This is a genomic window from Methanospirillum hungatei JF-1 (assembly GCF_000013445.1).
Classification (GTDB): Archaea; Halobacteriota; Methanomicrobia; order Methanomicrobiales; family Methanospirillaceae; genus Methanospirillum; species Methanospirillum hungatei.
In genome coordinates this window covers 2,741,464-2,765,356 of the sequence record NC_007796.1, presented here as the reverse complement: position 1 = coordinate 2,765,356, position 23,893 = coordinate 2,741,464, and the positions used below count along the sequence as shown (strand labels likewise).

26 protein-coding genes and 3 tRNA genes are annotated in these 23,893 nt (G+C 47.7%); 16 read left to right on the top strand and 13 right to left on the bottom strand.

All coding sequences use genetic code 11. From position 1 onward, the window contains the following. Positions 1-17 precede the first annotated feature (17 nt). The 3 genes from MHUN_RS12995 to MHUN_RS12985 all read left to right on the top strand — a co-directional run bounded on the left by MHUN_RS12995 (position 18) and on the right by MHUN_RS12985 (position 3,747). A tRNA-Met gene (locus tag MHUN_RS12995) sits at positions 18-92 on the top strand. Positions 93-116: 24 nt separating this feature from the next. Further along, positions 117-2,369, top strand: a complete 2,253-nt coding sequence (locus MHUN_RS12990) for a hypothetical protein (protein WP_011449450.1) — start codon at positions 117-119, stop codon at positions 2,367-2,369. 10 nt (positions 2,370-2,379) lie between these two features. Beyond that, positions 2,380-3,747, top strand: a complete 1,368-nt coding sequence (locus MHUN_RS12985) for an MBL fold metallo-hydrolase (RefSeq protein WP_011449449.1) — start codon at positions 2,380-2,382, stop codon at positions 3,745-3,747. Between the two features lie 9 nt (positions 3,748-3,756). Here MHUN_RS12985 and MHUN_RS12980 read toward each other — a convergent pair whose 3' ends face one another. Together MHUN_RS12980 and MHUN_RS12975 are read right to left on the bottom strand one after the other, a co-directional pair. Then, positions 3,757-4,029 (bottom strand): 2TM domain-containing protein, encoded by a 273-nt coding sequence (locus MHUN_RS12980; protein ID WP_011449448.1) that lies wholly within the window; start codon positions 4,027-4,029, stop codon positions 3,757-3,759. A gap of 131 nt (positions 4,030-4,160) precedes the next feature. Continuing rightward, positions 4,161-4,232 (bottom strand) — tRNA-His (locus MHUN_RS12975). A 231-nt stretch (positions 4,233-4,463) separates the two neighbouring features. Here MHUN_RS12975 and infB point away from each other — a divergent pair. After that, positions 4,464-6,278 (top strand): translation initiation factor IF-2, encoded by a 1,815-nt coding sequence (gene infB / locus MHUN_RS12970; protein WP_011449447.1) that lies wholly within the window; start codon positions 4,464-4,466, stop codon positions 6,276-6,278. 124 nt (positions 6,279-6,402) lie between these two features. Continuing rightward, a complete protein-coding gene (locus tag MHUN_RS12965; protein ID WP_011449446.1) occupies positions 6,403-6,810 on the top strand; it encodes a 30S ribosomal protein S6e in 408 nt (135 codons plus the stop codon). Positions 6,811-6,815: 5 nt separating this feature from the next. Here the strand turns inward: MHUN_RS12965 and MHUN_RS12960 are convergent, their stop codons facing one another. Then, positions 6,816-7,280 (bottom strand): DUF2240 family protein, encoded by a 465-nt coding sequence (locus MHUN_RS12960; protein WP_011449445.1) that lies wholly within the window; start codon positions 7,278-7,280, stop codon positions 6,816-6,818. A gap of 183 nt (positions 7,281-7,463) precedes the next feature. Here MHUN_RS12960 and MHUN_RS12955 point away from each other — a divergent pair, with 183 nt between their 5' ends. Continuing rightward, positions 7,464-7,922: a hypothetical protein gene (locus MHUN_RS12955; RefSeq protein WP_011449444.1), complete on the top strand. Its 459-nt coding sequence runs from the start codon at positions 7,464-7,466 to the stop codon at positions 7,920-7,922. A gap of 18 nt (positions 7,923-7,940) precedes the next feature. On the opposite strand, the gene MHUN_RS12950 is transcribed toward MHUN_RS12955, so the two are convergent. Continuing rightward, a complete protein-coding gene (locus MHUN_RS12950; RefSeq protein WP_011449443.1) occupies positions 7,941-8,318 on the bottom strand; it encodes a 30S ribosomal protein S8e in 378 nt (125 codons plus the stop codon). A 97-nt stretch (positions 8,319-8,415) separates the two neighbouring features. Next, positions 8,416-9,063 carry a hydrogenase nickel incorporation protein HypB gene (gene hypB / locus MHUN_RS12945; RefSeq protein WP_011449442.1) on the bottom strand — a complete coding sequence of 216 codons (648 nt, stop codon included), beginning with the start codon at positions 9,061-9,063 and terminating at the stop codon, positions 8,416-8,418. A 55-nt stretch (positions 9,064-9,118) separates the two neighbouring features. Between hypB and MHUN_RS12940 the strand changes: the two genes are divergently transcribed. The 5 genes from MHUN_RS12940 (at position 9,119) to MHUN_RS12920 (ending at position 11,491) form a co-directional block, all read left to right on the top strand. Then, positions 9,119-9,400 carry a signal recognition particle subunit SRP19/SEC65 family protein gene (locus MHUN_RS12940; protein ID WP_011449441.1) on the top strand — a complete coding sequence of 94 codons (282 nt, stop codon included), beginning with the start codon at positions 9,119-9,121 and terminating at the stop codon, positions 9,398-9,400. A gap of 1 nt (position 9,401) precedes the next feature. Next, a complete protein-coding gene (locus MHUN_RS12935) occupies positions 9,402-10,052 on the top strand; it encodes a histidinol phosphate phosphatase domain-containing protein (protein WP_011449440.1) in 651 nt (216 codons plus the stop codon). A 104-nt stretch (positions 10,053-10,156) separates the two neighbouring features. Then, positions 10,157-10,387 (top strand): H/ACA ribonucleoprotein complex subunit GAR1, encoded by a 231-nt coding sequence (locus MHUN_RS12930; protein WP_048067533.1) that lies wholly within the window; start codon positions 10,157-10,159, stop codon positions 10,385-10,387. Positions 10,388-10,395: 8 nt separating this feature from the next. Beyond that, complete coding sequence (locus tag MHUN_RS12925) at positions 10,396-11,409, top strand: transcription initiation factor IIB (RefSeq protein ID WP_011449439.1); 1,014 nt, start codon at positions 10,396-10,398, stop codon at positions 11,407-11,409. A 10-nt stretch (positions 11,410-11,419) separates the two neighbouring features. Further along, positions 11,420-11,491, top strand: a tRNA-Ala gene (locus tag MHUN_RS12920). Positions 11,492-11,530: 39 nt separating this feature from the next. On the opposite strand, the gene MHUN_RS12915 is transcribed toward MHUN_RS12920, so the two are convergent. Then, entirely contained in the window at positions 11,531-12,667 is a 1,137-nt protein-coding gene (locus MHUN_RS12915) for a PEGA domain-containing protein (protein WP_048067532.1), read from the bottom strand. A 209-nt stretch (positions 12,668-12,876) separates the two neighbouring features. Here MHUN_RS12915 and MHUN_RS12910 point away from each other — a divergent pair, with 209 nt between their 5' ends. Beyond that, positions 12,877-15,186, top strand: coding sequence for a S8 family peptidase (locus tag MHUN_RS12910; protein ID WP_011449437.1), 2,310 nt, complete (start codon positions 12,877-12,879; stop codon positions 15,184-15,186). Between the two features lie 7 nt (positions 15,187-15,193). Here the strand turns inward: MHUN_RS12910 and MHUN_RS12905 are convergent, their stop codons facing one another. The 4 genes from MHUN_RS12905 to MHUN_RS12890 are packed head-to-tail and all read right to left on the bottom strand — an operon-like array spanning position 15,194 to position 18,347. After that, positions 15,194-16,327 carry a pyridoxal phosphate-dependent aminotransferase gene (locus MHUN_RS12905; protein WP_011449436.1) on the bottom strand — a complete coding sequence of 378 codons (1,134 nt, stop codon included), beginning with the start codon at positions 16,325-16,327 and terminating at the stop codon, positions 15,194-15,196. Then, positions 16,324-16,746 carry a 6,7-dimethyl-8-ribityllumazine synthase gene (gene ribH / locus MHUN_RS12900; protein ID WP_011449435.1) on the bottom strand — a complete coding sequence of 141 codons (423 nt, stop codon included), beginning with the start codon at positions 16,744-16,746 and terminating at the stop codon, positions 16,324-16,326. Before ribH ends, MHUN_RS12905 begins: the two co-directional genes overlap by 4 nt. A gap of 12 nt (positions 16,747-16,758) precedes the next feature. Next, positions 16,759-17,217 carry a riboflavin synthase gene (gene ribC / locus MHUN_RS12895; RefSeq protein WP_011449434.1) on the bottom strand — a complete coding sequence of 153 codons (459 nt, stop codon included), beginning with the start codon at positions 17,215-17,217 and terminating at the stop codon, positions 16,759-16,761. After that, the gene (locus tag MHUN_RS12890; RefSeq protein WP_011449433.1) at positions 17,214-18,347 is read right to left on the bottom strand and encodes a pyridoxal-phosphate-dependent aminotransferase family protein; all 1,134 of its coding nucleotides are present in this window, start codon (positions 18,345-18,347) and stop codon (positions 17,214-17,216) included. The genes ribC and MHUN_RS12890 overlap by 4 nt, the downstream gene beginning before the upstream one ends. Before the next feature lie 168 nt (positions 18,348-18,515). Here MHUN_RS12890 and purE point away from each other — a divergent pair, with 168 nt between their 5' ends. Then, complete coding sequence (purE, locus tag MHUN_RS12885) at positions 18,516-18,911, top strand: 5-(carboxyamino)imidazole ribonucleotide mutase (protein ID WP_011449432.1); 396 nt, start codon at positions 18,516-18,518, stop codon at positions 18,909-18,911. A gap of 19 nt (positions 18,912-18,930) precedes the next feature. Here the strand turns inward: purE and MHUN_RS12880 are convergent, their stop codons facing one another. Genes MHUN_RS12880 through MHUN_RS12870 form a run of 3 tightly spaced genes read right to left on the bottom strand, consistent with a single transcriptional unit; the run spans position 18,931 to position 21,884 of the window. Continuing rightward, entirely contained in the window at positions 18,931-20,142 is a 1,212-nt protein-coding gene (locus MHUN_RS12880; RefSeq protein WP_048067531.1) for an aminotransferase class I/II-fold pyridoxal phosphate-dependent enzyme, read from the bottom strand. Continuing rightward, the gene (locus tag MHUN_RS12875) at positions 20,099-20,590 is read right to left on the bottom strand and encodes an Lrp/AsnC family transcriptional regulator (protein ID WP_011449430.1); all 492 of its coding nucleotides are present in this window, start codon (positions 20,588-20,590) and stop codon (positions 20,099-20,101) included. Before MHUN_RS12875 ends, MHUN_RS12880 begins: the two co-directional genes overlap by 44 nt. A 19-nt stretch (positions 20,591-20,609) precedes the next feature. Next, on the bottom strand, positions 20,610-21,884 hold the full coding sequence (locus tag MHUN_RS12870) for an ORC1-type DNA replication protein (RefSeq protein ID WP_011449429.1): 1,275 nt from the start codon (positions 21,882-21,884) through the stop codon (positions 20,610-20,612). A gap of 385 nt (positions 21,885-22,269) precedes the next feature. Between MHUN_RS12870 and MHUN_RS12865 the strand changes: the two genes are divergently transcribed. From MHUN_RS12865 to MHUN_RS12855, 3 genes are all read left to right on the top strand, one after another. Then, positions 22,270-22,758, top strand: a complete 489-nt coding sequence (locus tag MHUN_RS12865; protein WP_011449428.1) for a MogA/MoaB family molybdenum cofactor biosynthesis protein — start codon at positions 22,270-22,272, stop codon at positions 22,756-22,758. Positions 22,759-22,839: 81 nt separating this feature from the next. Next, the gene (locus tag MHUN_RS12860) at positions 22,840-23,649 is read left to right on the top strand and encodes a HAMP domain-containing protein (RefSeq protein WP_011449427.1); all 810 of its coding nucleotides are present in this window, start codon (positions 22,840-22,842) and stop codon (positions 23,647-23,649) included. A gap of 11 nt (positions 23,650-23,660) precedes the next feature. Further along, on the top strand, positions 23,661-23,891 hold the full coding sequence (locus MHUN_RS12855; protein WP_011449426.1) for a hypothetical protein: 231 nt from the start codon (positions 23,661-23,663) through the stop codon (positions 23,889-23,891). Positions 23,892-23,893 lie beyond the last annotated feature (2 nt).

Below are 23,893 nucleotides of genomic sequence, written 5' to 3'. Positions count from 1 at the left end.
CATTCATATCCACTTTTAGCGAGGTGGGGTAGTCAGGATATCCCGACGGGCTCATAACCCGTAGACCGATGGTTCAAATCCATCCCTCGCTATACTTCTTTTCAGGTATTCTTCGTATGATTCCTGACATTCACCAGGATTGCATTCAGGTAATCAGGAAGGCAGGCTTTTTAGATAATATCTGTTCCCTGAGAAAGAGAAATCTCATCATCAAAGATTATAATCACAGTATATCCTGTTTTTATGTCACCCTGGATGATCTCCGTCAGGTTATCATCTGGGATTGTTCCAAAGAGTCTGATATCAGTGATGAGATAAAAAAAGAACTCATAATTCACCTGAAAAATACAGGTGCCTGTGCAGGATATCGAATTATCAGTAGTACCATTAGCCAGGTAATAAACGGGCAGACAAGAGACCCGGAATATTCCAACATAATAGAGCCCCTTCCTGAACTCATCCAAACAGGAATACTCTGTGAATCTGCTGATATTTCTGAATCTCTGGACACATATCTGGATGCTTTACACAGGACATTGTCAGGGGTTTTTTACAGGACCTATGGAGAGAGTGATCGGGAGAGACGTGAACTCCTGGTCCTTTCCGGCATTCTGGAAACCGTTACAAAGAAAATTTTCGAAAGCAGTGGCATTGATTTTTACACGGTCCCGGAACATTCCTGGATCAGTTATCTTGTGAAATGTGGATCTGCGATCCCAGGCTATCTGAAAGACAAACCTCCTTACTTACCTGATCCGGTAACTCATTCCATGATGGTAAGAGAAGGGTGCTCTCTCCCGGTTCCTGAGCCCATCCGGATATATCTCATAGACCCGGTCATTCTCGTTCGTGCGTTCAGCCGTCTGATAACGCGGGTCAGAGATCGGAACACGCGAAAGAAGGATTATATTGCCAGTAACTGCGATATCTCATCTCTTATATCATCACCGGTCTTTTTCCATGTAATCCGGTACATAAACGAATCAGAGGGAACTCCGGTTGTCATTGATCCGCAATCGGGCAATGGTGAATTATTGCTTCTTCTTCTCAGATCACATACCGGAAAAGAGGATTCTCCCCGTGATCGGTTCAGCAGAATTGCAGATACTGTCTTCTGTTCAGATCCCTCGTTTTCTTCAGTTCTGCTGACCAGGTTCGGGCTGATACTCCATGCAATCGATGGTGATTTACGGCACCCGGACCTCTTTCAGCTCTGTGAGAAAGAACAGCTGGATATGTTCCGGTCACATATCAGGGTTGGAAATATCCTCTTTTCCAAAGAGATTGCAAATGAATATCTCTCAGTGCACGAGGCACAGGCAGCCGTTCATTCGCTGAGACCATCTGATGAAGATTGGCTGGAAAACATACCTCGTCCTGCCATGCTCATCACCGCTCCATGCAGACAAAAAGCCATGAAAGATCCGGAAGTACACCAGTACCTGTGTAAACACTTTTCATCTTATTCCTATGATGCGATGACTGCATTGTATACTGCTGAATATGCAATCAGAATGCAACACCGCTCATTTATTTTTCTCCCGTCAGCATGGCTTTCTGATATGCATGCGGGACCATTCAGGAAGATGATCCGGAGAAGCAGAGTGACTCAGATCATCCTGGATGAACATCCATCGGAACGGGACCTGTCTGATACATGGTCATGCATCTGTGCAGGAAATATTTCGTCATCAATCGGGATCACCCGGTTTACCAATAACGGATGTATGGTATCATATCATCTGAACCGGGATGATCTGCCAAAAGAAGATGGCTGGAACCTTGAAGATCCATTGGAGAGCGTCGTTCTGAGTTATCTCCTGAAAGATTCGGTATCACTCTCTGAGTACTGTCTTGGAGCTCTCTATACACCAGAAGACCTGTCTGAACACAACCATGACGGGTGCTGGATATCACTAAAAGACACTTCGGATGGTCTGCTGATTACCGCAGGAGATACTTATGAGAACGCTGCAGATATCATCATAAAGGGCCCGGATGAATACCTTGAAGGTCTGCTTGGATCATCCCTGATCAGGTGGTACTACAGGTATATAAGTAAAAACCAGCCTTCTCTCCATCCGGAACAACTCATCGCTGCTATCCCGTTTCATCAGCCAGACTGGTATTCCCCTGAAGAGATGGAGCATGTCAGGCAGATTACCAAATCTTTACATAGGCTGACCTTTCTTAAACAGAGACGTGAATGTGCCAGATCCTTTCATGACAAGGAGAGAATCAGGAAAAAAATTCAGCAGATAGAAGAGGAGATAAACAAAGGAGTATGCTCCCTGTACCAGATCCCAAAAACCCTGCAGGACCGGCTGGTCATACGAGATGGGGGAATGATTCATCACTTCCTGAGATGATCATCTCTTCATGATTATCAGGCAGTTTTTCATTCCGGGGATCGCTCACAGCTCATACCTTCTGGGCGGGGTTTCCTCCTGCATGATCATCGATCCAGCCAGGGATCCGGATATCTACATTCAGGCTGCTGATGAAGAAGGATTTAGAATTACCGGGATTCTTGAGACACATCTGCATGCAGATTTCATATCAGGTCACCTCGATCTCCATGAAAGAACCGGTGCACCAATCTATGCTCCAAAGAGTGCCGGATGTGTATTTCCCCATATTCCTGTCAGTGAGGGAAGTACCATTACCCTTGATGATTGTTCCATCTCTGTCATTGAGACACCAGGCCACACACCGGAGCATGTCAGTTATATTGTCACCCATATGAGCAGAGGAGATGAACCGGCTGCTCTTTTTCCCGGTGATACCCTCTTTGTCGGTGATGTAGGAAGGCCGGATCTTTTTCCCGGACGTGCCCATGAGCTTGCATCAGCATTGTATGACTCCCTGCATGAGAAGATCATGAAACTGCCGGATTATTGTGAGGTCTATCCCGCTCATGGAGCCGGATCATTCTGTGGAAGATCATTATCCGCTAAACGGACGACAACCATCGGCTATGAACGGAGGTTTAACCAGATACTCCAGATTCACGATAAAGAGGCATTCATCAATGAACTTACGAAAAATATGCCCCCCTCTCCGGATCACTTCAGCCGGTGTTCTGATGAGAATCGAAGGGGCCCTGCTCTTCTCTCAACTTTACCTCCTGTCAGGGGAATCAGCCCACGGGCAGGAAAGGATCTCATGACACAGGGGGCATGTGAAGTGCTTGATTCCAGACGATACGATGCCTTCGGGTCTCTTCATATCCCGAAGAGCTGGAATATCGATGGTGAGATGAACTTTTCAACATTCACCGGGTGGGTAATCCCTCCTGACAGAGATATTCTGCTCGCTGTTCATCGTCCTGATGAGATCCCAAAAATAACCCTTATGCTTCACCGGGTAGGTATTGACCGGATCATCGGGTATGTAGAGGGAGGAGTGTGGGGATGGGCTCTGGCCGGACATGAACTGGACCACGTCCAGACGATTTCTGTTCAGGAACTTGCTGCGTTATTGAAGGCTGATAAGGAGCTTATTGTTTTGGATGTGAGAACGGGGGCAGAGTTTGCCGGGTATCATATTCCCGGATCCGTGAATATCCACTGGCCTGATCTCCGGACCCGGTACTCAGAACTATCCAGGGAGAAGCGGATCGCCGTTCTGTGTGCAACTGGGGCGAGATCTTCCATGGCCTGTAGTATCCTGAAGAGAAACGGTTTTTCAAACATCCTCAATGTGGCCGGCGGGTATACCGGATGGGTTGCAGGAGGGTTTCAGTAACCGCGGGGTTCACTTTTTCTTTCCCATATATTCCTGAATCTTCTTCTCCTCCCAATCTTTTCCGAGGATCTTCTCATCTCCAAAGACATCATACGCCTGCCATAGCACAGCGATTCCCCAGAAGATGGTCACCCAGTAAAACCACAGACTGTCCGGGCTTATTATTAAATTTATTACTATGAGAATGGCATTCATGATGATATAAAAGCCAAGATGCTGATAAAATCCCCTGAGTTTTGTGACTTTCCTTTTAGCTTCGTGATACTCTTCGCTCTGGTCCATACCATGATATTGACCGGGGTATTAAGAAAATTATCGGAGAGAGCGGTTGATTTCAGATGCCAGGAACAGAGACGGTAGTATTAAACCAGAATATCAGAAGAAATAGCAGAATTACTGAATAAAAACGGACAGGCCTGGACCGGGAATTGAACCCAGATCGAGGGAACCACAATCCCTTAGGATAGCCATTACCCCACCCAGGCAGGTTGCACCATATATGTTATCAGGGAGATGACTTGAACTTATCCACTCCCTGACTCTGACGTATCGAGATTGCTGTCAGTATGAATGACCGTCCCTGAGAGGTACTGTGAATGATTATTAGTCGTGACCACTGATGTATACCACATTATCAGATCCTCTTCCCGGAAGGATATCTCCTGTTTTCAAATAGCACCGGGAATGGACAACAGAATAGGTGTGGTGGTGGAAAGGTGGGTAAAAAAGAAGTAAAGAAAAATAAAAACGAAGGAGATACACCCCATATCAGGACTCCAATTGTCTGCGTCCTCGGGCATGTGGATCATGGGAAGACATCTCTTCTTGACCGGATCAGGGGATCCTCAGTCGTCGCCGGAGAGGCAGGAGCAATCACCCAGCATATCGGTGCAACCATTGTCCCGATAGATTCGATTATGAGCATGAGTGGTGGAATGAAAAATCTGAATATCAGCATTCCCGGACTCCTCTTTATTGATACGCCGGGGCATCATGCATTCACCACCCTTCGGGCACGGGGAGGTGCACTTGCTGATATGGCCATCGTGGTTGTGGATATTACCGAGGGATTTCAGCCTCAGACTATCGAGGCGATCCAGATCCTCCGCAATTGCAAGACCCCGTTTGTGGTCGCTGCAACCAAACTTGACCGGATTCCTGGATGGAGATCCACAGAAAAATCTCCGTTCCTGAAGAGTTTTGCGGCACAGAATGAACGGGTAACTCTCCTCGTTGAGACAAAGGTCTATGACATCGTTGCCACTCTTGCCGAGCATGGATTCTCATCAGAACGGTTTGACCGGGTATCTGATTTCGCAAGAAACCTGGCGATTGTCCCGGTCAGTGCCCATACCGGTGAAGGAATTCCAGACCTTCTGATGGTTCTCATTGGTCTTGCACAGCGGTACATGGAGGAAGCCCTGACTCTTACTGTTGACGGACCTGGATCAGGAACCGTCCTTGAAGTGAAGGAAGAGAAGGGTCTTGGTGCCACAATCGACGTCATATTATTTGACGGGACCATTCGGGTCGGTGACGAAATAGCAATCGCAACCACAGAGGGGGTTCAGACGACAAAGGTCAGATCTCTTCTTCAACCAAGACCAATGCAGGAGATCCTGGTTGAAGACCGGTTCTTACGGGTAAAAGAGGTCGTCGCCGCAGCGGGAGTGAAGGTTAGTGCCCCAGGACTTGACCAGGTCATTGCCGGATCTCCGGTGCGGGTTATCGGTGAAGATCCTGAAGAGGTGAAGACCAGTATTGCGAAAGAGATGACCGAAATAAATGTCAGTCTCTCTCCGGAAGGTCTGATCATAAAGGCAGATACCATTGGGGCGCTTGAGGCACTATGTAAGGAGCTGACCGCGCATGAAATACCGGTCATGCGGGCTGAGGTTGGCCAGGTCAGCAGGCATGATGTTATCGAGGCTGAAACGATAAAAGATCCCCTTTACAGGGTATTAATCGCATTCAACACCCCGGTCCTTCCTGACGCCCAGGATCTCCTGAAAGAACCAGCCTATGCAGAGATGATCCAGTTCTTCTCAGGGAATGTTATCTATCATATTCTTGAGGATTACCTGGAATGGAGGAATAATCTTAAGAGGATAATGGACCAGAAGCGGTTTGAAAAAATAATCTTCCCCGCTAAAATCCTTGTTCTTCCCGGATGTGTCTTCAGGCAGAATAATCCTGCAGTGGTCGGGGTCAGAATCCTCTCAGGAACTCTCAGGACCGGTGTGAATCTGGTCAGAAGAGATGGTAAAAAGGCCGGAACGCTCAAATCTATGCAACTGAGGAAGGAAAACATCCAGGAGGCACATGCCGGAGATGAGGTTGCAATTTCCATTGAAGGTGCCACGGTTGGCAGACAATTTGACGTTGAGGATGAACTGCTTGTGGGCATTCCGGAACGGCACGTAAAAGTTCTGGAGACTGAAATGCTCTCTCACCTGAACGAAGATGCAAAGGAAGTGCTGAATGAATACACCCGGCTCTTTCGTAAGGAGAATCCCTTCTGGGGGAAGTAGAATTATTAAGGATATATACCAACCTGTATGGAGACTTCTCAGCGATGTCTGAGTGATGGGTTCTTCGGATCGGACGAAAAATAAAAAAAACAGCGGTCGTTGAATTTCTTAGTAGGTGATTATAATGGTTGATTTTAAGGTAGTCCTTTCAGATCCGGCAACCGGCAAGGCATACAATATTGATGCCAGTGGTGCAGGTGCCGGCTCTTTTATTGGCAAGCGTATCGGTGAGGAGATTGATGGTGCTGCACTTGGGTTTGACGGATACAAGATCCGGATCACCGGTGCATCTGACCGGAACGGAACCCCGGCAAGAAAGACCCTCCAGATTGCCGGACGGCGTAAGGTCCTCATGGCAGGCGGTGTCGGATTTCACCCACGTGTAGATGGCGAGCGTCGGAGGAAAATGGTCCGTGGTGCAGAGATCACCCAGGACTTTGTTCAGATTAATGCGATCGTCGCAACCCAGGGTTCAAAGACTCTTGCAGAATACTTTGCTCCGGCAGAGCCAGAAGCACCGGCAGCAGAATAAATATTTTAATCTTTTTTCAGCAGTACCTGCTTGAGCGGATCCAGCAGATCGGCAACTGGGATGTGATTTCTTTTTGCAACAATAACTAGTGCTGCTTCAGGTCTTATATTTCCATCAAAGTCTTCGGTTATCACCTGATTCATCCGGGCAATGATCTCCTCCGGTTCTTTCCGGGTATGACTGGTGATACGGTCCAGGAGCTGTTCAAAGGGATCATGCGCATCAAAAATAGATGATGATGGTTTATACCCGATAGGAATCTGGACCTCTGCGAGATCGAAGAGAGGATAATACATCTCTCCATCTGTTCCGAGAAGATGCTGCTCTACGCCCCGGTGAATCAGGAGATCAACCTGTTCACGATCCATCCACCGGCGGTCAAAGGCATAATAGTAAATTAATTCGCTTTTTCCAAGCTTTTGAGCCCTGCTATGATAAAAGGGTGCTGCGAGTGCGGTTTTCAGTGTCATGTCAGAGTACCGGGGGTGAGAAATCCTGTACTTTATGTTAGATTCCTTAACTCATCATTCTTTTTTCATTGATTTAAAATTCCCACGGATTGGACAGATAATACTTCCATCCCATTCTTTTTATCTACACAAGAGAATATTGGTGGTACACATACTGCATAAGCGGATGGAGATGTGAGTCAGATGAATGGAGAAATCAGATCGCATTATTATATGCTGCTGATTTGTGTGCTGGTGGGGATTGGCACCATTTCAGTCAGCAGCGTTCTGGCAGATACCGGAGGTGTCCCTTCTTCAGCCCCCGGGTATCACCCAGGACTTTTTACATCGGCTCAGGGAGTGAGTATTCCTGCCGTTGTAAACACCTATGAAGGTGGAATTCCGGAGCCTTTTGTAAACCAGGAACAGAACATATCATTCTCGATATACCCCGGAGATCTCTCAACTGGTAAAAAACCATCACTCGTGGGATTTTTATCTGCAGGAAATCTAAGAGCACCTGTTAATATCTTCGGGCGTATGACAGGAGCTGCCGAGTATCAGTATCTTGCCACCGTTATTCCGGATGATCAGGGCATATTTGTCTGGGAGATTCCTGTCAGTTATTATGGATATACTGATTTTCAGGTAAAACCCACCTGAAACCTTTTTAAAAAAGAGTTATTCGATCAGAACAGCGTTGATAACGCCATGCTGACCTGGTCTGCTGGTAATCCGTGCACGGCCAAGTTCAGTTCTGATGATTGCACCGCGGGTGAGAAGGTTACGCCGGACATAGTTCGGGTTTGCTGCATTCTCTTCCACAGTCTCAATCTTTACTTTCTTCGTCTCTCCGGTCTTTGCATTGCTGATTGCAGCATATTCACACCGGAGTGCCCGGACCTTGTTATTTCCACCGTAGGTACGGGAAATTTTTCTCCGGTCAATACCAATATGGGTTTCAGCCGGGGCTGACCCTATCTCCCTGCGTCTTTTTCCACGGGACGGGCTGTACCTGCCGCCGGTGGATTTCCGAACAGAACGTCCTTGCCATTGCATAATATCTCATCCTCAAGTATCATTTACCCGGAGTGGGAGAGCCGGGTAAACCACGGAGTCTTATACATATCCCCCGCGCCAGTATATAAGATTCCGCCTAGGACAGGATCTCATCAACCAGGGGATCAATCCCATCGCCAGTCTTCATATTCGTCCTGAATATCTTCATAGCTGGATTGTACCTGAGCATGTCCCGTTCCATCCGGTTCAGGTCTGCACCAACCGCATCGGCAAGATCAATTTTATTCAGGACAGCAATCGTGCAGCCCCGAAACATCATCGGATGCTTGTTGACTACATCATCGCCCTCAGTGGATGAGACAACAACAATCCGTTTCTCCGCGCCCAGCTCAAAATCAGTCGGACATACCATATTTCCAACATTCTCAATAAACAGGACATCCACATCATCGAGCGGAAGATGATCCAGAGCATGTTCGATCATATGGGCATCAAGATGACACTCCTTTCCGGTGTTCACATTTTCAGCAGGAATGCCAAGAGCCACAATCCTCTGAAAATCATCATCGCCATATACATCTCCTGCGATCGCTGCTGCTTTCAGTCCTCTGCTCTTCAGTTTTGGAACGACCTTCTCGATGAGTGCCGTCTTTCCTGAACCGATGCCCCCGAGCAGATCAAAGGCCCTGACTCCATGGGCATGAAGATGCGCGGCATTTGCATCAGCCAGTTTTCGGTTCGCTGAAAAAATATCTTTTTCAATGGAGATATCGATATGATGCATACCATAGCATCTCTCCCGCTGGTACTTTATAGGTTCAGATTGCAGATCTGTGAGAATGGATAAGGGAGTAAAACTCTATCCCTGTTACTTTGACAGTGAGCTGATGCGGTCAGAGGGGCGCAGAGTCTCCCATGACACCGGCGTCGCTCATCCTGAACCCGGGGATATCGAACGTATTTTAAAAGCAAATAAAATTCCTTTTACCCGTGAGTCAAAATGCCACCCGGCATACTGGTGGAAACATCAGGGAAGATTTGTCGTCGAATATCCGGGATCGAAGGGTGAACTGATCGCACTTGTCAGTTCCGGATTGAAAACCGGAGGAAAAAAGAACTGATATGTACGATTTTCACACCCATACACTCCTGTCAGACGGGGACCTCCTTCCGACTGAACTGCTCAGACGGATGCAGGTCCTTGGATACACCGTCGTCGGGATTACCGATCATGTTGATGCCGGAAATATAGACGAGACACTCGTATCATTAGGCCGGGTGGCAAAATCTGCCCATACTATGGGAATTAAACTGCTCAGGGGAGTTGAGATAACCCACGTCCCACCGGTAGAAATTCCGGATCTGGCCAGATATGCAAAAGAGAACGGGGCAGACATTGTGGTGGTACATGGTGAATCTCCGGTGGAACCAGTGATGCCAGGAACAAATCATGCTGCCCTCTCCTGTCCTCACGTTGATATTCTTGCCCACCCAGGTCTCATCACGGAAGAGGATGCAACCCTTGCCAGAAAACACAATATCGCCCTGGAGATCACCGCTCGGGGGGGGCATAACCGGACCAACGGCCATGTTGCCAGGATTGCAGAAAAGACCGGATGTCTTATGGTTGTGGATTCAGATGCACATCATCCGGGTGATCTGATGTCAGGACGAGACCGTGAGATCATTGCCGCAGGTGCTGGAATATCTAGTGAATCACTTAAAAGCCTTCTCTCTACAGAGGGAAATGAGTTTTTTAACCGGTTTACGTAATACTTAATAATTGTCATAAATATTAAATAGATCTTATTCGCACATATATAGGTTGCTTATCTTATCTCCGGTGGGGGGATACAGGCATTTTTGGGGGCGATGTATTGGTACGGGCTATTGGAAGAGTCAAAAGTAAATTTGGACATCACATCCTTATCGTTGAATGTGATGCAGCAAAGCTTCCCCGCCTGTACAGCAAAGTTCTTGATAAACGTTGGAAACCAGTGGGGAAACTTATCGATATTTTCGGTAATGTCACATCACCGTACGCTGCGGTATTGACCAATATCGAGGAGCCTTCGCGACTCATCGGCGAGAAGCTCTTTATCAAATAGAGGAAAGAATGTCAGAAGAGATTGAGAAACTCCGGACCCTTCAGAAGGAACGTGAAGCCCTGAAAAACAGGCTGACCGGGAAGGTAACTGAGAAACAGAAGAAGATTGAGAACCAGACCGAATCTCAATGTCCAGAGTGTGGCAGCAGACAACTCGTTCATGATTATGAACGGGCTGAACTGGTATGTCAGCAGTGTGGTCTGGTTATTGATGCAGAATTTATCGACCGCGGGCCCGAATGGCGTGCTTTTGACCATGACCAGCGGATGAAAAGGTCCCGTGTCGGAGCACCGATGACCTTTACCATCCATGACAAAGGTCTCTCCACCATGATTGACTGGAGAAACCGGGACAGTTATGGAAGGGCTATCTCATCCAAGAACCGTGCACAGCTCTACCGGCTCAGGAAATGGCAGCGGCGTATCAGGGTAAGTAATGCAACCGAACGGAACCTTGCTTTTGCATTGTCTGAACTGGACCGGATGGCTTCAGCACTTGGTCTTCCCCGCAATGTCAGGGAGACGGCTGCCGTTGTCTACCGTGATGCCGTCGATAAAAACCTTATTCGTGGCCGGAGTATTGAAGGGGTTGCAGCAGCCGCATTATATGCTGCCTGTCGTCAGTGCAGTGTTCCCCGGACACTTGATGAGATTGCAGAAGTATCACGAGTATCAAGAAAGGAGATCGGCCGTACATACCGGTTCATATCCCGTGAACTTGGATTAAAACTCCTGCCGACCTCGCCGATAGATTATGTTCCCCGGTTCTGTTCCGGGCTCCAGCTGAAAGGTGAAGTTCAGAGCAGAGCTGTTGAGATTCTCAGGCAGGCAGGAGAACGGGAGCTGACCTCAGGACGAGGACCAACCGGTGTTGCTGCAGCTGCCATCTACATCTCTTCCATCCTTGGCGGTGAACGCAGAACCCAGCGTGAAGTTGCAGAGGTTGCAGGTGTGACAGAAGTTACCATCAGGAACCGGTATAAGGAACTGGCAGAAAAACTGGATATTGAGATCATTCTCTGATCTCCATTTCGGGCTCGTAGATCAGTGGGAGATCGCTGTGTTCGCAACGCAGAGGCCGCGGGTTCAAATCCCGCCGGGTCCATTTTTTTGATAATTAAAAATAAGAATTCGTTTTTGTTGTCTATGATACCTGCCTGCTCAGGCATCCCATATCAATAACACTCCGAAGTGTACCAGGCAGGGTATGATGCTGCATACCTTCCATTCCCATGACTGAGAAGTACAGGTAGGTTGTATCATCTTCACTGATGATTTCAGGATCCATCAGCCAGACGCCGGGTTCCATCGTCTCAAGTACCTGCACAGGTAATCCTGAAAAATTTAGGCCATCTTCAGAGAGAGAGAAGAATATCCGCTGACCTTTAGACTTTGGAGTCGTATCAACATAAAAAATACCAGTTCTCCCGTCCGGAAGGATCATGACCGCAGGGTCGGTCCCATATCGGATCCTGATACCATCCTCCTTCTTCCAGGAAATACCCATATCATCAGATATTGCACTTTTTATCCCGGAACCAGGGATGCTGTAGTACATCCTGACAGTTCCGTCATCATAGGTTATCCCGGTTGGGACAGATGGATATCCTGAATTGCCCTGAGTATCCTCACCATCAATGGGTATCTGTTCCTCCCCGGAGAAAGATATCCCGTCCTGAGAAGTACCCAAATACAGTGAATGTTGATGACCGACTGTCTGGCGAAACACCATCCGGTATGTCCCGTCAGGAAGGGCAAAGACCCATGGTTCGGTTCTGAAAACACTTCCTCTCGTCGGAACACCAAGACAAGGCTCACTCATCCGTTCCCAGGAGATCCCATCAGTTGACTCCATGCACATGATTCCTTCTTCCCACCCGCTATAATACGCCATAAGGGATCCATCAGGCAGACGGATGATATCATAGGCAGTTCCATCCAGATCAGAGGGCTCAGGTGTTCCCACACATTCGCCAATCCGGACCAGCGCAGGCATTGGGATCTTGTCACTATTGAGAAAAGAAAAGGAAACATATGTTAATTCACCAGCCTCAACAGAGATATTCTGTGTCTGAGAGAAGAACCCTTCCGGAGAAGCCCGAATCAGGTGATAACCCTCCAAAATCTCTGAAACGTGTACCGGTGAAAGTCCTGCATATTCATTATCAATATAAACCGGAACTGATGGAATGTCAGCGGTGATCTCAAGAGAGCCAGATTCCGCTGCTACGGAGACCATGAGAAAAAGAAGGCCGGTTACAATCAGCAGCAGAATCTTCATAAGATGAGATCTGTCAGATAGAGATATGTATTTTCGGTTTCCCCGCTTTACTCATCATTCAAAAACTCTCTGGTTTGAATCCGTTTCAGGATATATACCAGACTTCGCATACATATCCTCTACCGGTACGTGAAAATCCCTAAATACTATCTGAAACGTCACATACTTATAAGGGGCCGCATAATCTCCTAGTATCAGGTGATCAAACGATGAAAGATGGGATTGGATGGATGAAACTTTTTTTTTCAAAGGTTTTTGTGCTGGTTCTTCTTAGTATTTTCATACAGGCTGGTACTGCAATTCCGGTAATGCCTTTCAATTTCGATGAAATAAAACCTCAGGATCTTCAGGATTCATATCAACCAGGTGTCCTCCTGGTCCGGGCAGACGGTCCTGCTGAAGATACCGCTTCAGTTCTCTCTTCAGCTCACGCAACAATAGGTGCCAGAGTGCTCGAGGATTTTTCTGCTTCGGGTGCCCCAGGTCTGCAACTAGTTGCACTTCCTGAAGGAATGAGTGTGACGGACGGGGTTGCATACTACTCGGTAAAATCCGGGATTCAATACGCAGAACCGGATTATTACCGGACATCAGCAATCATCCCTGACGATCCGGATCTCTGGAGACAATGGGGACTTGTGAACACAGGACAAGTATATAAAGAAGATTTTGCACCAGGAACACCCGGAGCAGATATTCAAGCAGCATCTGCCTGGAATACAACCACGAATTCGGATGTCATCATTGCCGTCCTGGATTCAGGTGTTGATTACCTCCATGAGGATCTGGCAGATAATATCTGGACAAATCCCCTGACCGGAACACATGGGTATGATGCCATAACCGGGACATTAGAACCCATGGACCTTGCCTCACATGGGACACATTGTGCCGGAATCATAGGAGCTGTCGGAAATAACGGAAAGGGAGGTTCAGGAGTAAACTGGAATGCTACCATCCTCCCGGTCAGGTTCCTGAACAGTTTCGGGACAGGAACAGTATCGGATGAGATAGAAGCAATATTATGGGCTGCACGAAACGGTGCTCAAATTTTTTCATGTTCATATGGGGGCTCTGATTTCAGCCAAGCCGAGTATGAGGTCATTGCCGGAACAGAGGGGCTTTTCATCTGTGCAGCAGGAAACATTGGGCAGGATAATGATTTTGAGCCTCATTACCCGTCAAGTTATGACCTTGACAATATTATTTCTGTGGCAGCGACGAATGCCCATGACGAATTGGCTTCATTTTCAAACTTCGGAAAAGTATCAGTTGATATCGGAGCACCAGGAGCAGATATCTATTCTACCAAACACAATATCTATAAACCAGACCCGGTTTGGCGTGATTCATTCGAAACATTAAACAACTGGACGATTCACGGAAATTGGACGCTCAATACTGAGAATTTCTCCTCTCCACCATCTAGTGCCTCCGGATTGGTAAACAATACCGTCTTGAACCAGACAGAGCCACCTGTTATCATCTCATTAAAAGAACCCCTTGACATTTTTAACCTGACAGAACCGATAATCTCCTATCAGCTCCAGATGGTGGGGGCATACTCCACATTCTATATTGAAGCTTCCAATGATAATCTGACCTGGAAAAAACTGGAGTATGACACAAAACCATTGACCGTTCTTCCCTGGATCTACCGGGAGTGTAAAATTCCATCAGATATGATGAACGCACCTCTGTATATCAGGTTCGGTGCGGATGGCACCTTTGTCATGTGTTTCCTCGATGATATCACCCTTTCAGAAGGGTATGGAGATCTTGTAGAGACCAGATATGGGTATATGGACGGTACATCCATGGCTGCACCGTTTGTCAGCGGAATGGCAGGTCTTATGGCGACATATGCTCCTGATGTCTCATATCAGACAATAAAGGAGGCCATACTGAAAACTGCTGATCCAATTCCCAATCTCGCAAATATTACAGTATCTGGTGGGCGGGCAAATCTGTCTGCAGCTCTTGCATTCCTGAAAAAACCTGAACCAGAACCGGACCAGATATCCCTGTATCCAGGATGGAACCATGTTTCCATTACAAAAAGGCTGAAAGCTGGCAATGACACCGCCTTCGACCTCTTTGGACAGATCACCAACACCTCCGGACATTCGGTTCTGAAATACGCACATGCAAACTGGACAACAGTCCCGGCAGAAGAGAAGATTGCCCCGCTCTCATCATACTGGATATATTCAGGAGAGAGTCAGAATATCACCCCAAAATCAGATCCAAATCAAAGCGGAACATACACCAGAGATATGGAAAATGGCTGGAACGGGTTTGGAGTCGTTGGAACCGGATATGAATCAGCAAAAACCAATCTGATTCCTTTGGGAGATAACTGGACCTATGTGATTGGGTATGATGCCCAATCTCAAATGTACGATGAGCCCATTTTACGGAATGGAACCGGGAACCAGAGTGATAGCCGGATACTGGTACCCTGGCAGGGATACTGGCTCTATACCACCAGGAATGTAACCTACCAGGTTACCATCTGATTTTTAATTAGAGAACAGCAGAGATTCTCCTCATCGCTTCTTGTAACCGGTCCATTGACGCTGCATAACTTAACCGAACCCATCCCGGATGATTGAACGCAGATCCATGGGTGACAGCGACATGACCCTTCTCCAGCCAGCGGTTCGCAACCTCTGCATCATCCCCGTCGACCTTGACATAGGCGTAAAACGCCCCGTCTGCCGGTGCATACGAAAGGCCCATCTCATCCATGCTTTTCAGAACAAAGGCACGTCTTCTCTCAAATTCTGTCCGCATCTCCTCAATACACTCCTGCGGCCCTTTGAGTGCTGCTACCCCGCCATACATCGCAAAGGTCGTCGGATGGGAGATGGTATGCTGTTGGACCTTGTTCATGTTCCCGATGATCTCTTTGGATGCGACGGCATACCCAAGTCTCCATCCGGTCATAGCATAGGCCTTTGAGAATCCATTCACCGTAATGGTCCGATCCTCCATCCCTGGGAATGCCCCGATAGAAGTGTGGATTTTCCCATAGATCAGTTTCTCATATATCTCGTCGGAGAGGACAATGAGGTCATGATCCTGACAGATATCAGCAACCAGCTGCAGGGATTCATGGTTTAATATCGCTCCGGAGGGATTTGACGGAGTATTGACAATGATCATCCGGGTCTTCTTTGTAACCTTCTCAAGAAGACTATCATCAACCTGGAATGTATCCTGATGCAGAGGGTGATGTACTGGTACACCTCCGGCAATCTGAACACAGGGCTCATAACTGACCCATGATGGATCCAGAATGATGGTTTCATCACCTGGACTCAGGACCGCTTCACATGCCTCATATATCGAGTCCTTTGCCCCGCATCCGACGATCACCTGATCCGGAGTACAGGGAATCTTATTCTCCTGCTCGATCTTTTCGGCGATGGCCTTCAAAAGCTCCGGGATTCCCTTACCGGGTGCATAGTGGGTTTCACCCCGCCGGAGAGCATCAATACATGCCTCGGTGATATGGGCCGGGGTAGGAAAGTCAGGCTCCCCGATAGAGAGACTAATGACATCTGTCCCTGCAGCCTGCATTTTTCGGGCTTTTTCCGTGATCTCGATCGTTGCTGACGGAGCGATGGCAGCAAGTTTGGTCGAGAGAGGCCTCATGCTAACCGCTGTACCAGTTTGATTGCGGATTCGACCGCACGCTTTCCATACTCTATCCGCTCAGTCGCCTCGATCCTGGTCATACCCGGACCGGAGATGCCGAGGGTCACCGGCTTTTCAAACTCAAGGGAGAGATCAATGATCTTCCGGGCTGCATGCTGGACCACAATTTCATCATGCTGAGTTGCCCCTTCAATGACACACCCGATGGTAACAACGGCGTCGACCTTGTTATCTCTCAGCATTTTTTTAATGGCAAGAGGCATGTCATAAGCGCCGGGGACATACAGCCGCTCTGTTACCTCGGCTCCCAGAAACTTTGCATGCTCTTCTGCCTCAATCTCCATCATATAGGTGATGTCACGGTTAAATTCCGCGACAACAAAACCTAGTTTTATTCCTGTATTTTTCACTGTCATAATTATCCTCTTCTATTGTCGTGCCGAACCGGCATCAGAAAAACCCTGTCTCTGACCAGTTCCGGCTTCCCGCTCAAGGGTTCCGGGTCGCATGAGTTTGATGACATTTACCGCATGTTCCCTGGTCCGTTGTTCAGCAAGCCAGGCAAGTTCTGCATCATCTGCTGCTTCATCTTCATGGACAAACACTTCGATGATATGGCGGTTTGTCATGAGCTGGCAGGCGATAAGGCCGGTAGATGCTTCGTGGGCACACATCCGGTCTTTTTCCTTCCCGCCAGGCATCCCAAGAGCCATGCAGATGTCACACTGATACTCGTCAAAAAGCTTTTTGCAGGCTACCGGTAGATCTTTCACACCGGGGACGGTATAGCGCTCTATGGTAACACTACTATGTTTTTTCAGTTCATCGATCGCGAACCTGCCCATATTCACCCGTGCAAAGGTCGTGTCCGCGATACCTATCTTCATCCTAAGTCCTCTGCTGCAGCCATCACACCAGACTCCAAAACCTGATGGCCGGTCTTTCGGACTGCGTATTCTGTTGCTGCAAGGGTTGCCAGAAGCTCGGGGGCTGATACAGCGCCCATATGACCGATCCGGAAAATTTTATCCTTCAAGTGGTCCTGTCCACCTGCGATCTGAATGCCAAGTTTCTTGACTACTCCCCTGAAATCCTTGTCATTTGACCCGGCCGGGATACAGGCAGCAGTTACGGTATTTGAGTACTGATGAAGACTGTCGGTCTTTGGGAACATGTCAATACCCCAGGCGTGTACTGCCTTTCTGACTGCTCCTGCCATCCTGTGATGCCGGGCGATCCGCTTGTCAACCCCTTCTTCTTCAATGATGAGACAGGCCTCCCGAAGTGCAAGAAACAGCGGAACTGCCGGAGTATAGGGAGTCTCCATGGGATCTTTGGCTGCATTCTTCTTGTACGCCGGAAGGTCCAAGTAATATGGTGGATTTTTTACTGCCCGGTCCCATGCCCGATCTGACACGGAGACTGCTGCAAGACCTGCAGGTGCTGCCAGACATTTTTGTGAACCGACGACGGCAACATCGACCCCCCAGTCATCGGCCAGAACCTGGTCACCACCGATGGAGGTCACCCCGTCCATGATAAAGAGCGCATCATATTTCCGGCAGATCTTACCAACCTCTCCTGCAGGGTTTAATATTCCGGCTGATGTCTCATTATGGACCATCGTGACGACCTCACACCCATCCTCAAGGGCAGATTTCAGGCTTTCAAGGTTCAGCGGAGTGCCCCAGTCTGACTCAATCGGACGGGCTTCGGATGCATACCGCTGTCCAATCGTGTACATCCGCTCCCCAAACTTACCATTGATCAGGTGGGCCATTTTGCGGCCCTTTCCAAAGTTTGCAACCGCAGCCTCCATTCCGGCCGTCCCTGAACCTGAAATGACAAGAGGATTATTCTTCGTACCAAACAGGCCTTTCAGAACACGAACGATATCTGCATATGCATTGCCGAATTCTGCCCCCCGGTGATTGATAGCCTGCCGGGCCATGACTGCACGAACCCGTTCAGGCAGCGGAACCGGGCCCGGAAGCATCAGGAGCAACTCATCTTCCATAAAAATCGAGTATAGTATTTTACTTCCAGACTGATTATAGTGCCTTTCACTCCATCCATCATAATCGGGATGAAAACAAAGATTATTTCCTAGTGTATATTGTATGTGCAAAAGATGGGATAATATGACCCTCTGATAGGGAAAAATCCCGGTAATTGTGGAGAGAGTATGCCTGACGTCAGCATTATCTGTGGTTCCTCATCTGATGAAGAGATCGCGAAAAAGGCCTGGGAAGTCCTGAAAGGTTATGAAATAAGTTATGATTACCAGGTCATTTCAGCTCACCGTGACCCTGACCGATTGGATGAACACATATCCGCTTCTGATGCCAGGGTCTTTATCTGTATTGCAGGACTTGCCGCCGCCCTTCCCGGTGTTGTAGCATCAAAAACAAAAAAGCCGGTGATCGGTGTTCCGGTCTCCGGTAAACTCATGGGGGGTCTTGATGCCCTGCTCTCGATTGTGCAGATGCCGAAAGGGGTTCCGGTCGCCTGCGTCGGAGTTGACAACGGAGAAAATGCTGCCCATCTTGCAGCACGAATACTTGGAATCGGATCTGGATAAAAACAGATTATTATTAAGTTCAGGGCAAAGACCTGATAAACTCATCCATTCTTCGTATTGCTTCAGTAAGTTCCTGCCTTGAAACGGCATATGAGCACCGGACATGCCCGATACCATTGTTTCCAAAGACGCTGCCCGGAACGACCGCAACGCCAGCTTCTGTTATCAGACGCTCGGCAAACTCATAGTCGGTAAGTCCGGTCCCTTTGACGGACGGAAATGCATAGAACGCTCCTTCTGGAGTATGACAGGAGAGCCCGATCCGGTTTAACCCGTCAACAAAGAGGTTTCTCCTGAGATGATACTCCCGAACCATCTCACGCATCGCTTCTTCTCCGTTTTTCAATGCCTCGAGTGCAGCATACTGGCTCATAGTCGGAGCCGACAGCATCACGTACTGGTGAATTTTCAGAGTGGCAGCAGTGATATCCGGAGGGGCGCAGAGATATCCCAGTCTCCACCCGGTCATGGCAAATGCTTTCGAAAACCCAGATAGTGTAATTGTCCGGTCCCACAGACCTTCGATTGAGGCGGTAGCGGTATGATGACCTTCATAGGTCAGTTCGGCGTAGACCTCATCTGAGAGGAGGAGCAGATCATGATCAATCGCGACATCTGCAATTGCTTCAAGATCTTCCCGTCTCATAACACCACCGGTCGGGTTATTGGGAAAGTTCAGGATGAGAGCCTTGGACTGCGGAGTGATGTGTTCCATCAGGACATCCGCAGTAAGACGAAACCGGTTCTTCTCAGTACAGGGGACCGGAACCGGGGTACCGCCTGCCATGGTGACACAGGGAGCATAGCTCACGTAAGACGGGTCAATGACCAGTACTTCATCTCCCGGGTTAGTTACCGCACGAATGACGATATCGAGGCCCTCAGATACCCCGGTGGTGATGATCATCTCTGACATCGGATTATACTCAACCTGGTACCGGTCCCGGAGGAACCGGGCAAGCTCCCTTCTCAAAGACTCCATGCCGGTGTTTGAGGTGTATGCCGTATGACCCTGCTCAATAGATGTGATCGCTGCATCGCAGATATGCCAGGGAGTTGAATAATCCGGCTCTCCAACCCCGAGAGAGATGACGTCCTCCATCTGTCCGGCTAGATCAAAAAAGCGCCGTATTCCTGACGGTGGTATAACTTTCGCCCGTTCAGAGACGAAATCCCGTTTTCTCTGATCAGAACGAGAATGGCAGGCGTTGTCCGTCTTCACGCTCAACATAGAGCACCCCGTTTTCCTTGTATGTCTTCATGATAATGTGTGTCGCAGTCTCCCGGATCCGTTCCATGGGAGCAATCTGCTCAGATACAAACCGTGCAATCTCCTGCATACTCTTCCCCTTGACCAGCAGCTGGAGATCATGGGTCCCGGTCCTGAGTCGTAGGTTACGAACATTCGAAAACCGGGAGATCCGTGCTGCGATTCGATCGTACCCATAGTCCCGCTCAGGCGCAACTTTCAACTCAATAATTGCATACACTGCACCTTTATCCACCTGTTCCCAATTTATAACCGCAGAGTACCGGCGGATAATGCCATCTTCTTCAAGTTGCTTTTTCCGTTTTTCTACCTCTTCATCACTGCACCCAAGCATGACTGCCAGATCATGAAGGGGAGTTGAGCAGTCTTCTTCAAGAAGAGAGAGTAATGATCGGTCTATATCATCCATGAATTTCAGCCCTGTTTATTTACCGTAATATCTGGACCACAATCTGTTCATCAACCTGTGCGAGACGTCCATCTGACTCTTCCATGATTACCTCCCATATCTTGTCCGTATTAGTATCAAACCACATTTCTTTGGTTCTCCCATGGCGACCCCGGTTTACCAGCCTTGTATTGATAACGCCGAGCATATTGAGTTCTGAAATAAGGTCTGATATCCTTCGTGCGGTAAGAACATCAATCTCAAGAAACGGAGTGAGTTCTTTATATATTCTCGTAACATCTCCTGAGATGAAGATCCGCTGACCAGCCCGGTGCAAAAGAAGCATGCAGTATAACACAATTTTGCTCTGTGTAGGCAGCGTCCTGATACACTCTACCATGCTGTCAGTCTCTATCTTTGCCTGGGCCTTTTTCACATGTTCAACGGTGACCTTTGATCCATTCTCCCTGTCAGCAAGCTCACCTGATATCCGGAGGAGGTCAAGAGCCCGCCTTGCATCGCCATGCTCCTGGGCAGCGAGTGCAGCACACAAAGGAATGACTTCATCTTCCAATGCATCTTCTGCAAAACCTATCACTGCACGCTGCTGAAGAATGTCACAGAGCTGAGGGGCATTATAGGGGGGAAAAACGAGTTCTTCTTCTGACAGGGATGATAAAACCCTGGGATCAAGAAAAGTTTTAAATCCGAGATCGTTGGAGATCCCGATAATGGATACTTTAGACCGGTTGAGATCAGTATTAATCCTGGTGAGATTATAGAGGGTATCATCCCCACTTTTTTTGACGAGCTTGTCTATTTCATCTAAAATTATTATGAAAACACCGGAATTAAGTTCAATCTGATTCTTAAGTTCACTATACACCTGATCTGTCGGCCACCCGGTCATGGGGATATGAGTTTTAATCTTGTCACTTGGTGTTTCATCCTCACCCATGATTAACTTGGAAATCTGTGCCAAAACCCGGTACTGAGTGTCAATGACTTCACAGTTCAGATGGATGACTCTGCAGACGGTCCCCCTTCTGGCGCTTACTGACTCCAGCTCTGATCCGACATATCGGACAGATGCAGTCTTTCCTGTTCCAGTCTTTCCGTATATTAAAATATTTGAGGGAGTTTCTGTCTGAAGTGCTGGTGCCAGAATGGCCGCTATTTGATCTATCTGAGGTTTCCGGTGAGGAAGAATATGAGGCCGGTAGGAATGGCGGAGTACCTCACGGTCCCGAAAAATCCGATTCTCTGAGAGATATTTATCAAAAAGTCCAGGACTGTCATTCATATCTTGTGTCATGGAACAGGTAATCCCTCTATTGTACGATCGGTACTCCAATAATACTAGTGGAGTATTCAGGTGTCTGAAGAATTATACCCCCACCCCTTCATTTCCACTGGAGCACTTACTTTGACTCATGCCATGTAGTTTTTTAAAAAATAGGATAGACTTTCTGTGGTATAGGTCAGCTCGAGTACATAAAAAGATACCGATTTTATTATAAGATAATAAAAAATTTAAAAAATTAAGAAAAATGAAAGATTGTATATGAAGGAAGCAGGTGCGAAAGATGTTGTGGGTGAAAGACGATCCATCTTTCCAGTGGAAACAAAGGGGTGGGGGATCCTGCTGATGGAACCCTTCCAGTCGAATACTATAATACCAAATCTATCAACTTTTTTACATGGATCCCTCTCATATTCAAAAGATATCTGTTCAGACGATCATTCTGGTGATCTCTACATCCAGAACAGAAAAAGAAGATACAGCAGGAAAAGCAATACAATCACTCTTTCAGGAGTCATCAATCCCGGTTATCAGAACTGAAATCATTCCCGATAATATTGAAAAGATCCAGAAAGCTCTTCACAAGGCTCTTTCTGAAGCGAACTGCATTATCCTGACTGGGGGTACTGGGATAACTCACGATGACTGCACCATTGAAGCAGTGGAACCACTTTTTGATAAGAGACTTGACGGTTTTGGGGAACTATTCCGCATGAAAAGTTTTGCAGAGGTTGGAACCAGGACAGTATTAAGCAGGGCTGTGGGAGGTATCATTGATGGGAAAGCCATCTTTTGTATACCTGGGTCAAAAAATGCCGCAGAACTTGCTACCCGGGACATTATTATCCCTGAAATTTATCATATCCTCACTCATGCAAACCGGTGAGTTTTCCTTTCTAGGAATTTTTTTTTCGTTGGCACCACTCAAATAAACCTGCTTATTACGTATTAGAACAATCATGTCTGCATGGTTCAGTGGTATCATAGTATCATTACAAAACTCACCGTTGCTTTTGTCATTCTGATTCTGGTTATTGCCGGTCTGAGTGTGCTCTATACATTCGGAGCGACAAAATCAGCTTTTAAAGAGACTACGCAGGATGAACTGGTGGCTCTTGCCAGTGTTATTGCAACCCAGATAGACGGGGATATCCTTGCAGCGTTGCAACCTGGTGATGAGGTAACTCCTGAATTCATCACAATGCGGGATCAGCTCTATGCGATGCAGACCTCAAGCCCTGAAATTTTATACCTCTATACCATGAAACAGACCTCAGATGGGATTGTTTTTGTGGTTGATGCAGAATATGGAATATCAGAAGATTCTGCAGGTATTGGTGATGTATATGATACTCCCACAGAGGAGATGAAGATGGGATTCCAGATTCCGGTTGCAGAACATGAGTACACAACCGATCAGTGGGGAACCGTCATTTCAGGGTATGCCCCGGTAAAGAATGCAGCAGGAGAGGTCACCGGCATCGTTGGTGTTGACATGAGTGCGACCAGGGTCATCGAACGGCAGGACTTTATCGGGAACATCATCTACCTGATCATGCTGATTGGTATTGGCATCACCGCGGTCATCATCGGGGTCATCAGTAAGACCATGATTCGGGATATAAGAAGCCTGAATGATTCTGCCGAAAAGATCTCCACCGGTGATATGAACGTTCTGGTGACGGTTGAACGAAATGATGAGATCGGGGAACTTGCCGGGTCATTTAGCAGGATGGTCTCAAGTCTTAAGATCATGATGATGGATGATAGTCCCTAGGCAGGGAGTCTATGTCAGATATATCAGAAAAGGTCCTTGCCATAACCGTTCAGGTGTTAGGTCCGGCTTCCAGGCGTTTTTTGGAGCGGCAGACAAAATTTCACCTGGACGGCCTTGAGTTTGACGACCTGAAAAAAGAGCATATCCCTGAGCTGGCTAAATGGGTTGGGATATCAGCCCAGCTCATTGTTGATGAAAAAAAGGCCTCTCAACTCGCAGATAAAATAAAAAATCTCTCTTAATT

What these genes read in the sequence shown, in the direction of transcription:
- hypB (WP_011449442.1), bottom strand. Translation starts at nt 9,063, where the DNA reads ATGCATCATATCGATATCTCCATTGAAAAAGATATTTTTTCAGCGAAC.
- MHUN_RS12955 (WP_011449444.1), top strand. Translation starts at nt 7,464, where the DNA reads ATGAATGGAGAAATCAGATCGCATTATTATATGCTGCTGATTTGTGTG.
- MHUN_RS12990 (WP_011449450.1), top strand. Translation starts at nt 117, where the DNA reads ATGATTCCTGACATTCACCAGGATTGCATTCAGGTAATCAGGAAGGCA.
- MHUN_RS12950 (WP_011449443.1), bottom strand. Translation starts at nt 8,318, where the DNA reads ATGCAATGGCAAGGACGTTCTGTTCGGAAATCCACCGGCGGCAGGTAC.
- purE (WP_011449432.1), top strand. Translation starts at nt 18,516, where the DNA reads ATGCCTGACGTCAGCATTATCTGTGGTTCCTCATCTGATGAAGAGATC.
- MHUN_RS12860 (WP_011449427.1), top strand. Translation starts at nt 22,840, where the DNA reads ATGGTTCAGTGGTATCATAGTATCATTACAAAACTCACCGTTGCTTTT.
- MHUN_RS12925 (WP_011449439.1), top strand. Translation starts at nt 10,396, where the DNA reads ATGTCAGAAGAGATTGAGAAACTCCGGACCCTTCAGAAGGAACGTGAA.
- MHUN_RS12890 (WP_011449433.1), bottom strand. Translation starts at nt 18,347, where the DNA reads ATGGAAGATGAGTTGCTCCTGATGCTTCCGGGCCCGGTTCCGCTGCCT.
- MHUN_RS12855 (WP_011449426.1), top strand. Translation starts at nt 23,661, where the DNA reads ATGTCAGATATATCAGAAAAGGTCCTTGCCATAACCGTTCAGGTGTTA.
- MHUN_RS12915 (WP_048067532.1), bottom strand. Translation starts at nt 12,667, where the DNA reads ATGAAGATTCTGCTGCTGATTGTAACCGGCCTTCTTTTTCTCATGGTC.
- MHUN_RS12985 (WP_011449449.1), top strand. Translation starts at nt 2,380, where the DNA reads ATGATTATCAGGCAGTTTTTCATTCCGGGGATCGCTCACAGCTCATAC.
- MHUN_RS12940 (WP_011449441.1), top strand. Translation starts at nt 9,119, where the DNA reads ATGGATAAGGGAGTAAAACTCTATCCCTGTTACTTTGACAGTGAGCTG.
- MHUN_RS12865 (WP_011449428.1), top strand. Translation starts at nt 22,270, where the DNA reads ATGGATCCCTCTCATATTCAAAAGATATCTGTTCAGACGATCATTCTG.
- MHUN_RS12880 (WP_048067531.1), bottom strand. Translation starts at nt 20,142, where the DNA reads ATGTTGAGCGTGAAGACGGACAACGCCTGCCATTCTCGTTCTGATCAG.
- MHUN_RS12905 (WP_011449436.1), bottom strand. Translation starts at nt 16,327, where the DNA reads ATGAGGCCTCTCTCGACCAAACTTGCTGCCATCGCTCCGTCAGCAACG.
- MHUN_RS12980 (WP_011449448.1), bottom strand. Translation starts at nt 4,029, where the DNA reads ATGGACCAGAGCGAAGAGTATCACGAAGCTAAAAGGAAAGTCACAAAA.
- MHUN_RS12910 (WP_011449437.1), top strand. Translation starts at nt 12,877, where the DNA reads ATGAAAGATGGGATTGGATGGATGAAACTTTTTTTTTCAAAGGTTTTT.
- MHUN_RS12960 (WP_011449445.1), bottom strand. Translation starts at nt 7,280, where the DNA reads ATGACACTGAAAACCGCACTCGCAGCACCCTTTTATCATAGCAGGGCT.
- MHUN_RS12875 (WP_011449430.1), bottom strand. Translation starts at nt 20,590, where the DNA reads ATGGATGATATAGACCGATCATTACTCTCTCTTCTTGAAGAAGACTGC.
- ribH (WP_011449435.1), bottom strand. Translation starts at nt 16,746, where the DNA reads ATGACAGTGAAAAATACAGGAATAAAACTAGGTTTTGTTGTCGCGGAA.
- ribC (WP_011449434.1), bottom strand. Translation starts at nt 17,217, where the DNA reads ATGAAGATAGGTATCGCGGACACGACCTTTGCACGGGTGAATATGGGC.
- MHUN_RS12935 (WP_011449440.1), top strand. Translation starts at nt 9,402, where the DNA reads ATGTACGATTTTCACACCCATACACTCCTGTCAGACGGGGACCTCCTT.
- MHUN_RS12965 (WP_011449446.1), top strand. Translation starts at nt 6,403, where the DNA reads ATGGTTGATTTTAAGGTAGTCCTTTCAGATCCGGCAACCGGCAAGGCA.
- MHUN_RS12870 (WP_011449429.1), bottom strand. Translation starts at nt 21,884, where the DNA reads ATGACACAAGATATGAATGACAGTCCTGGACTTTTTGATAAATATCTC.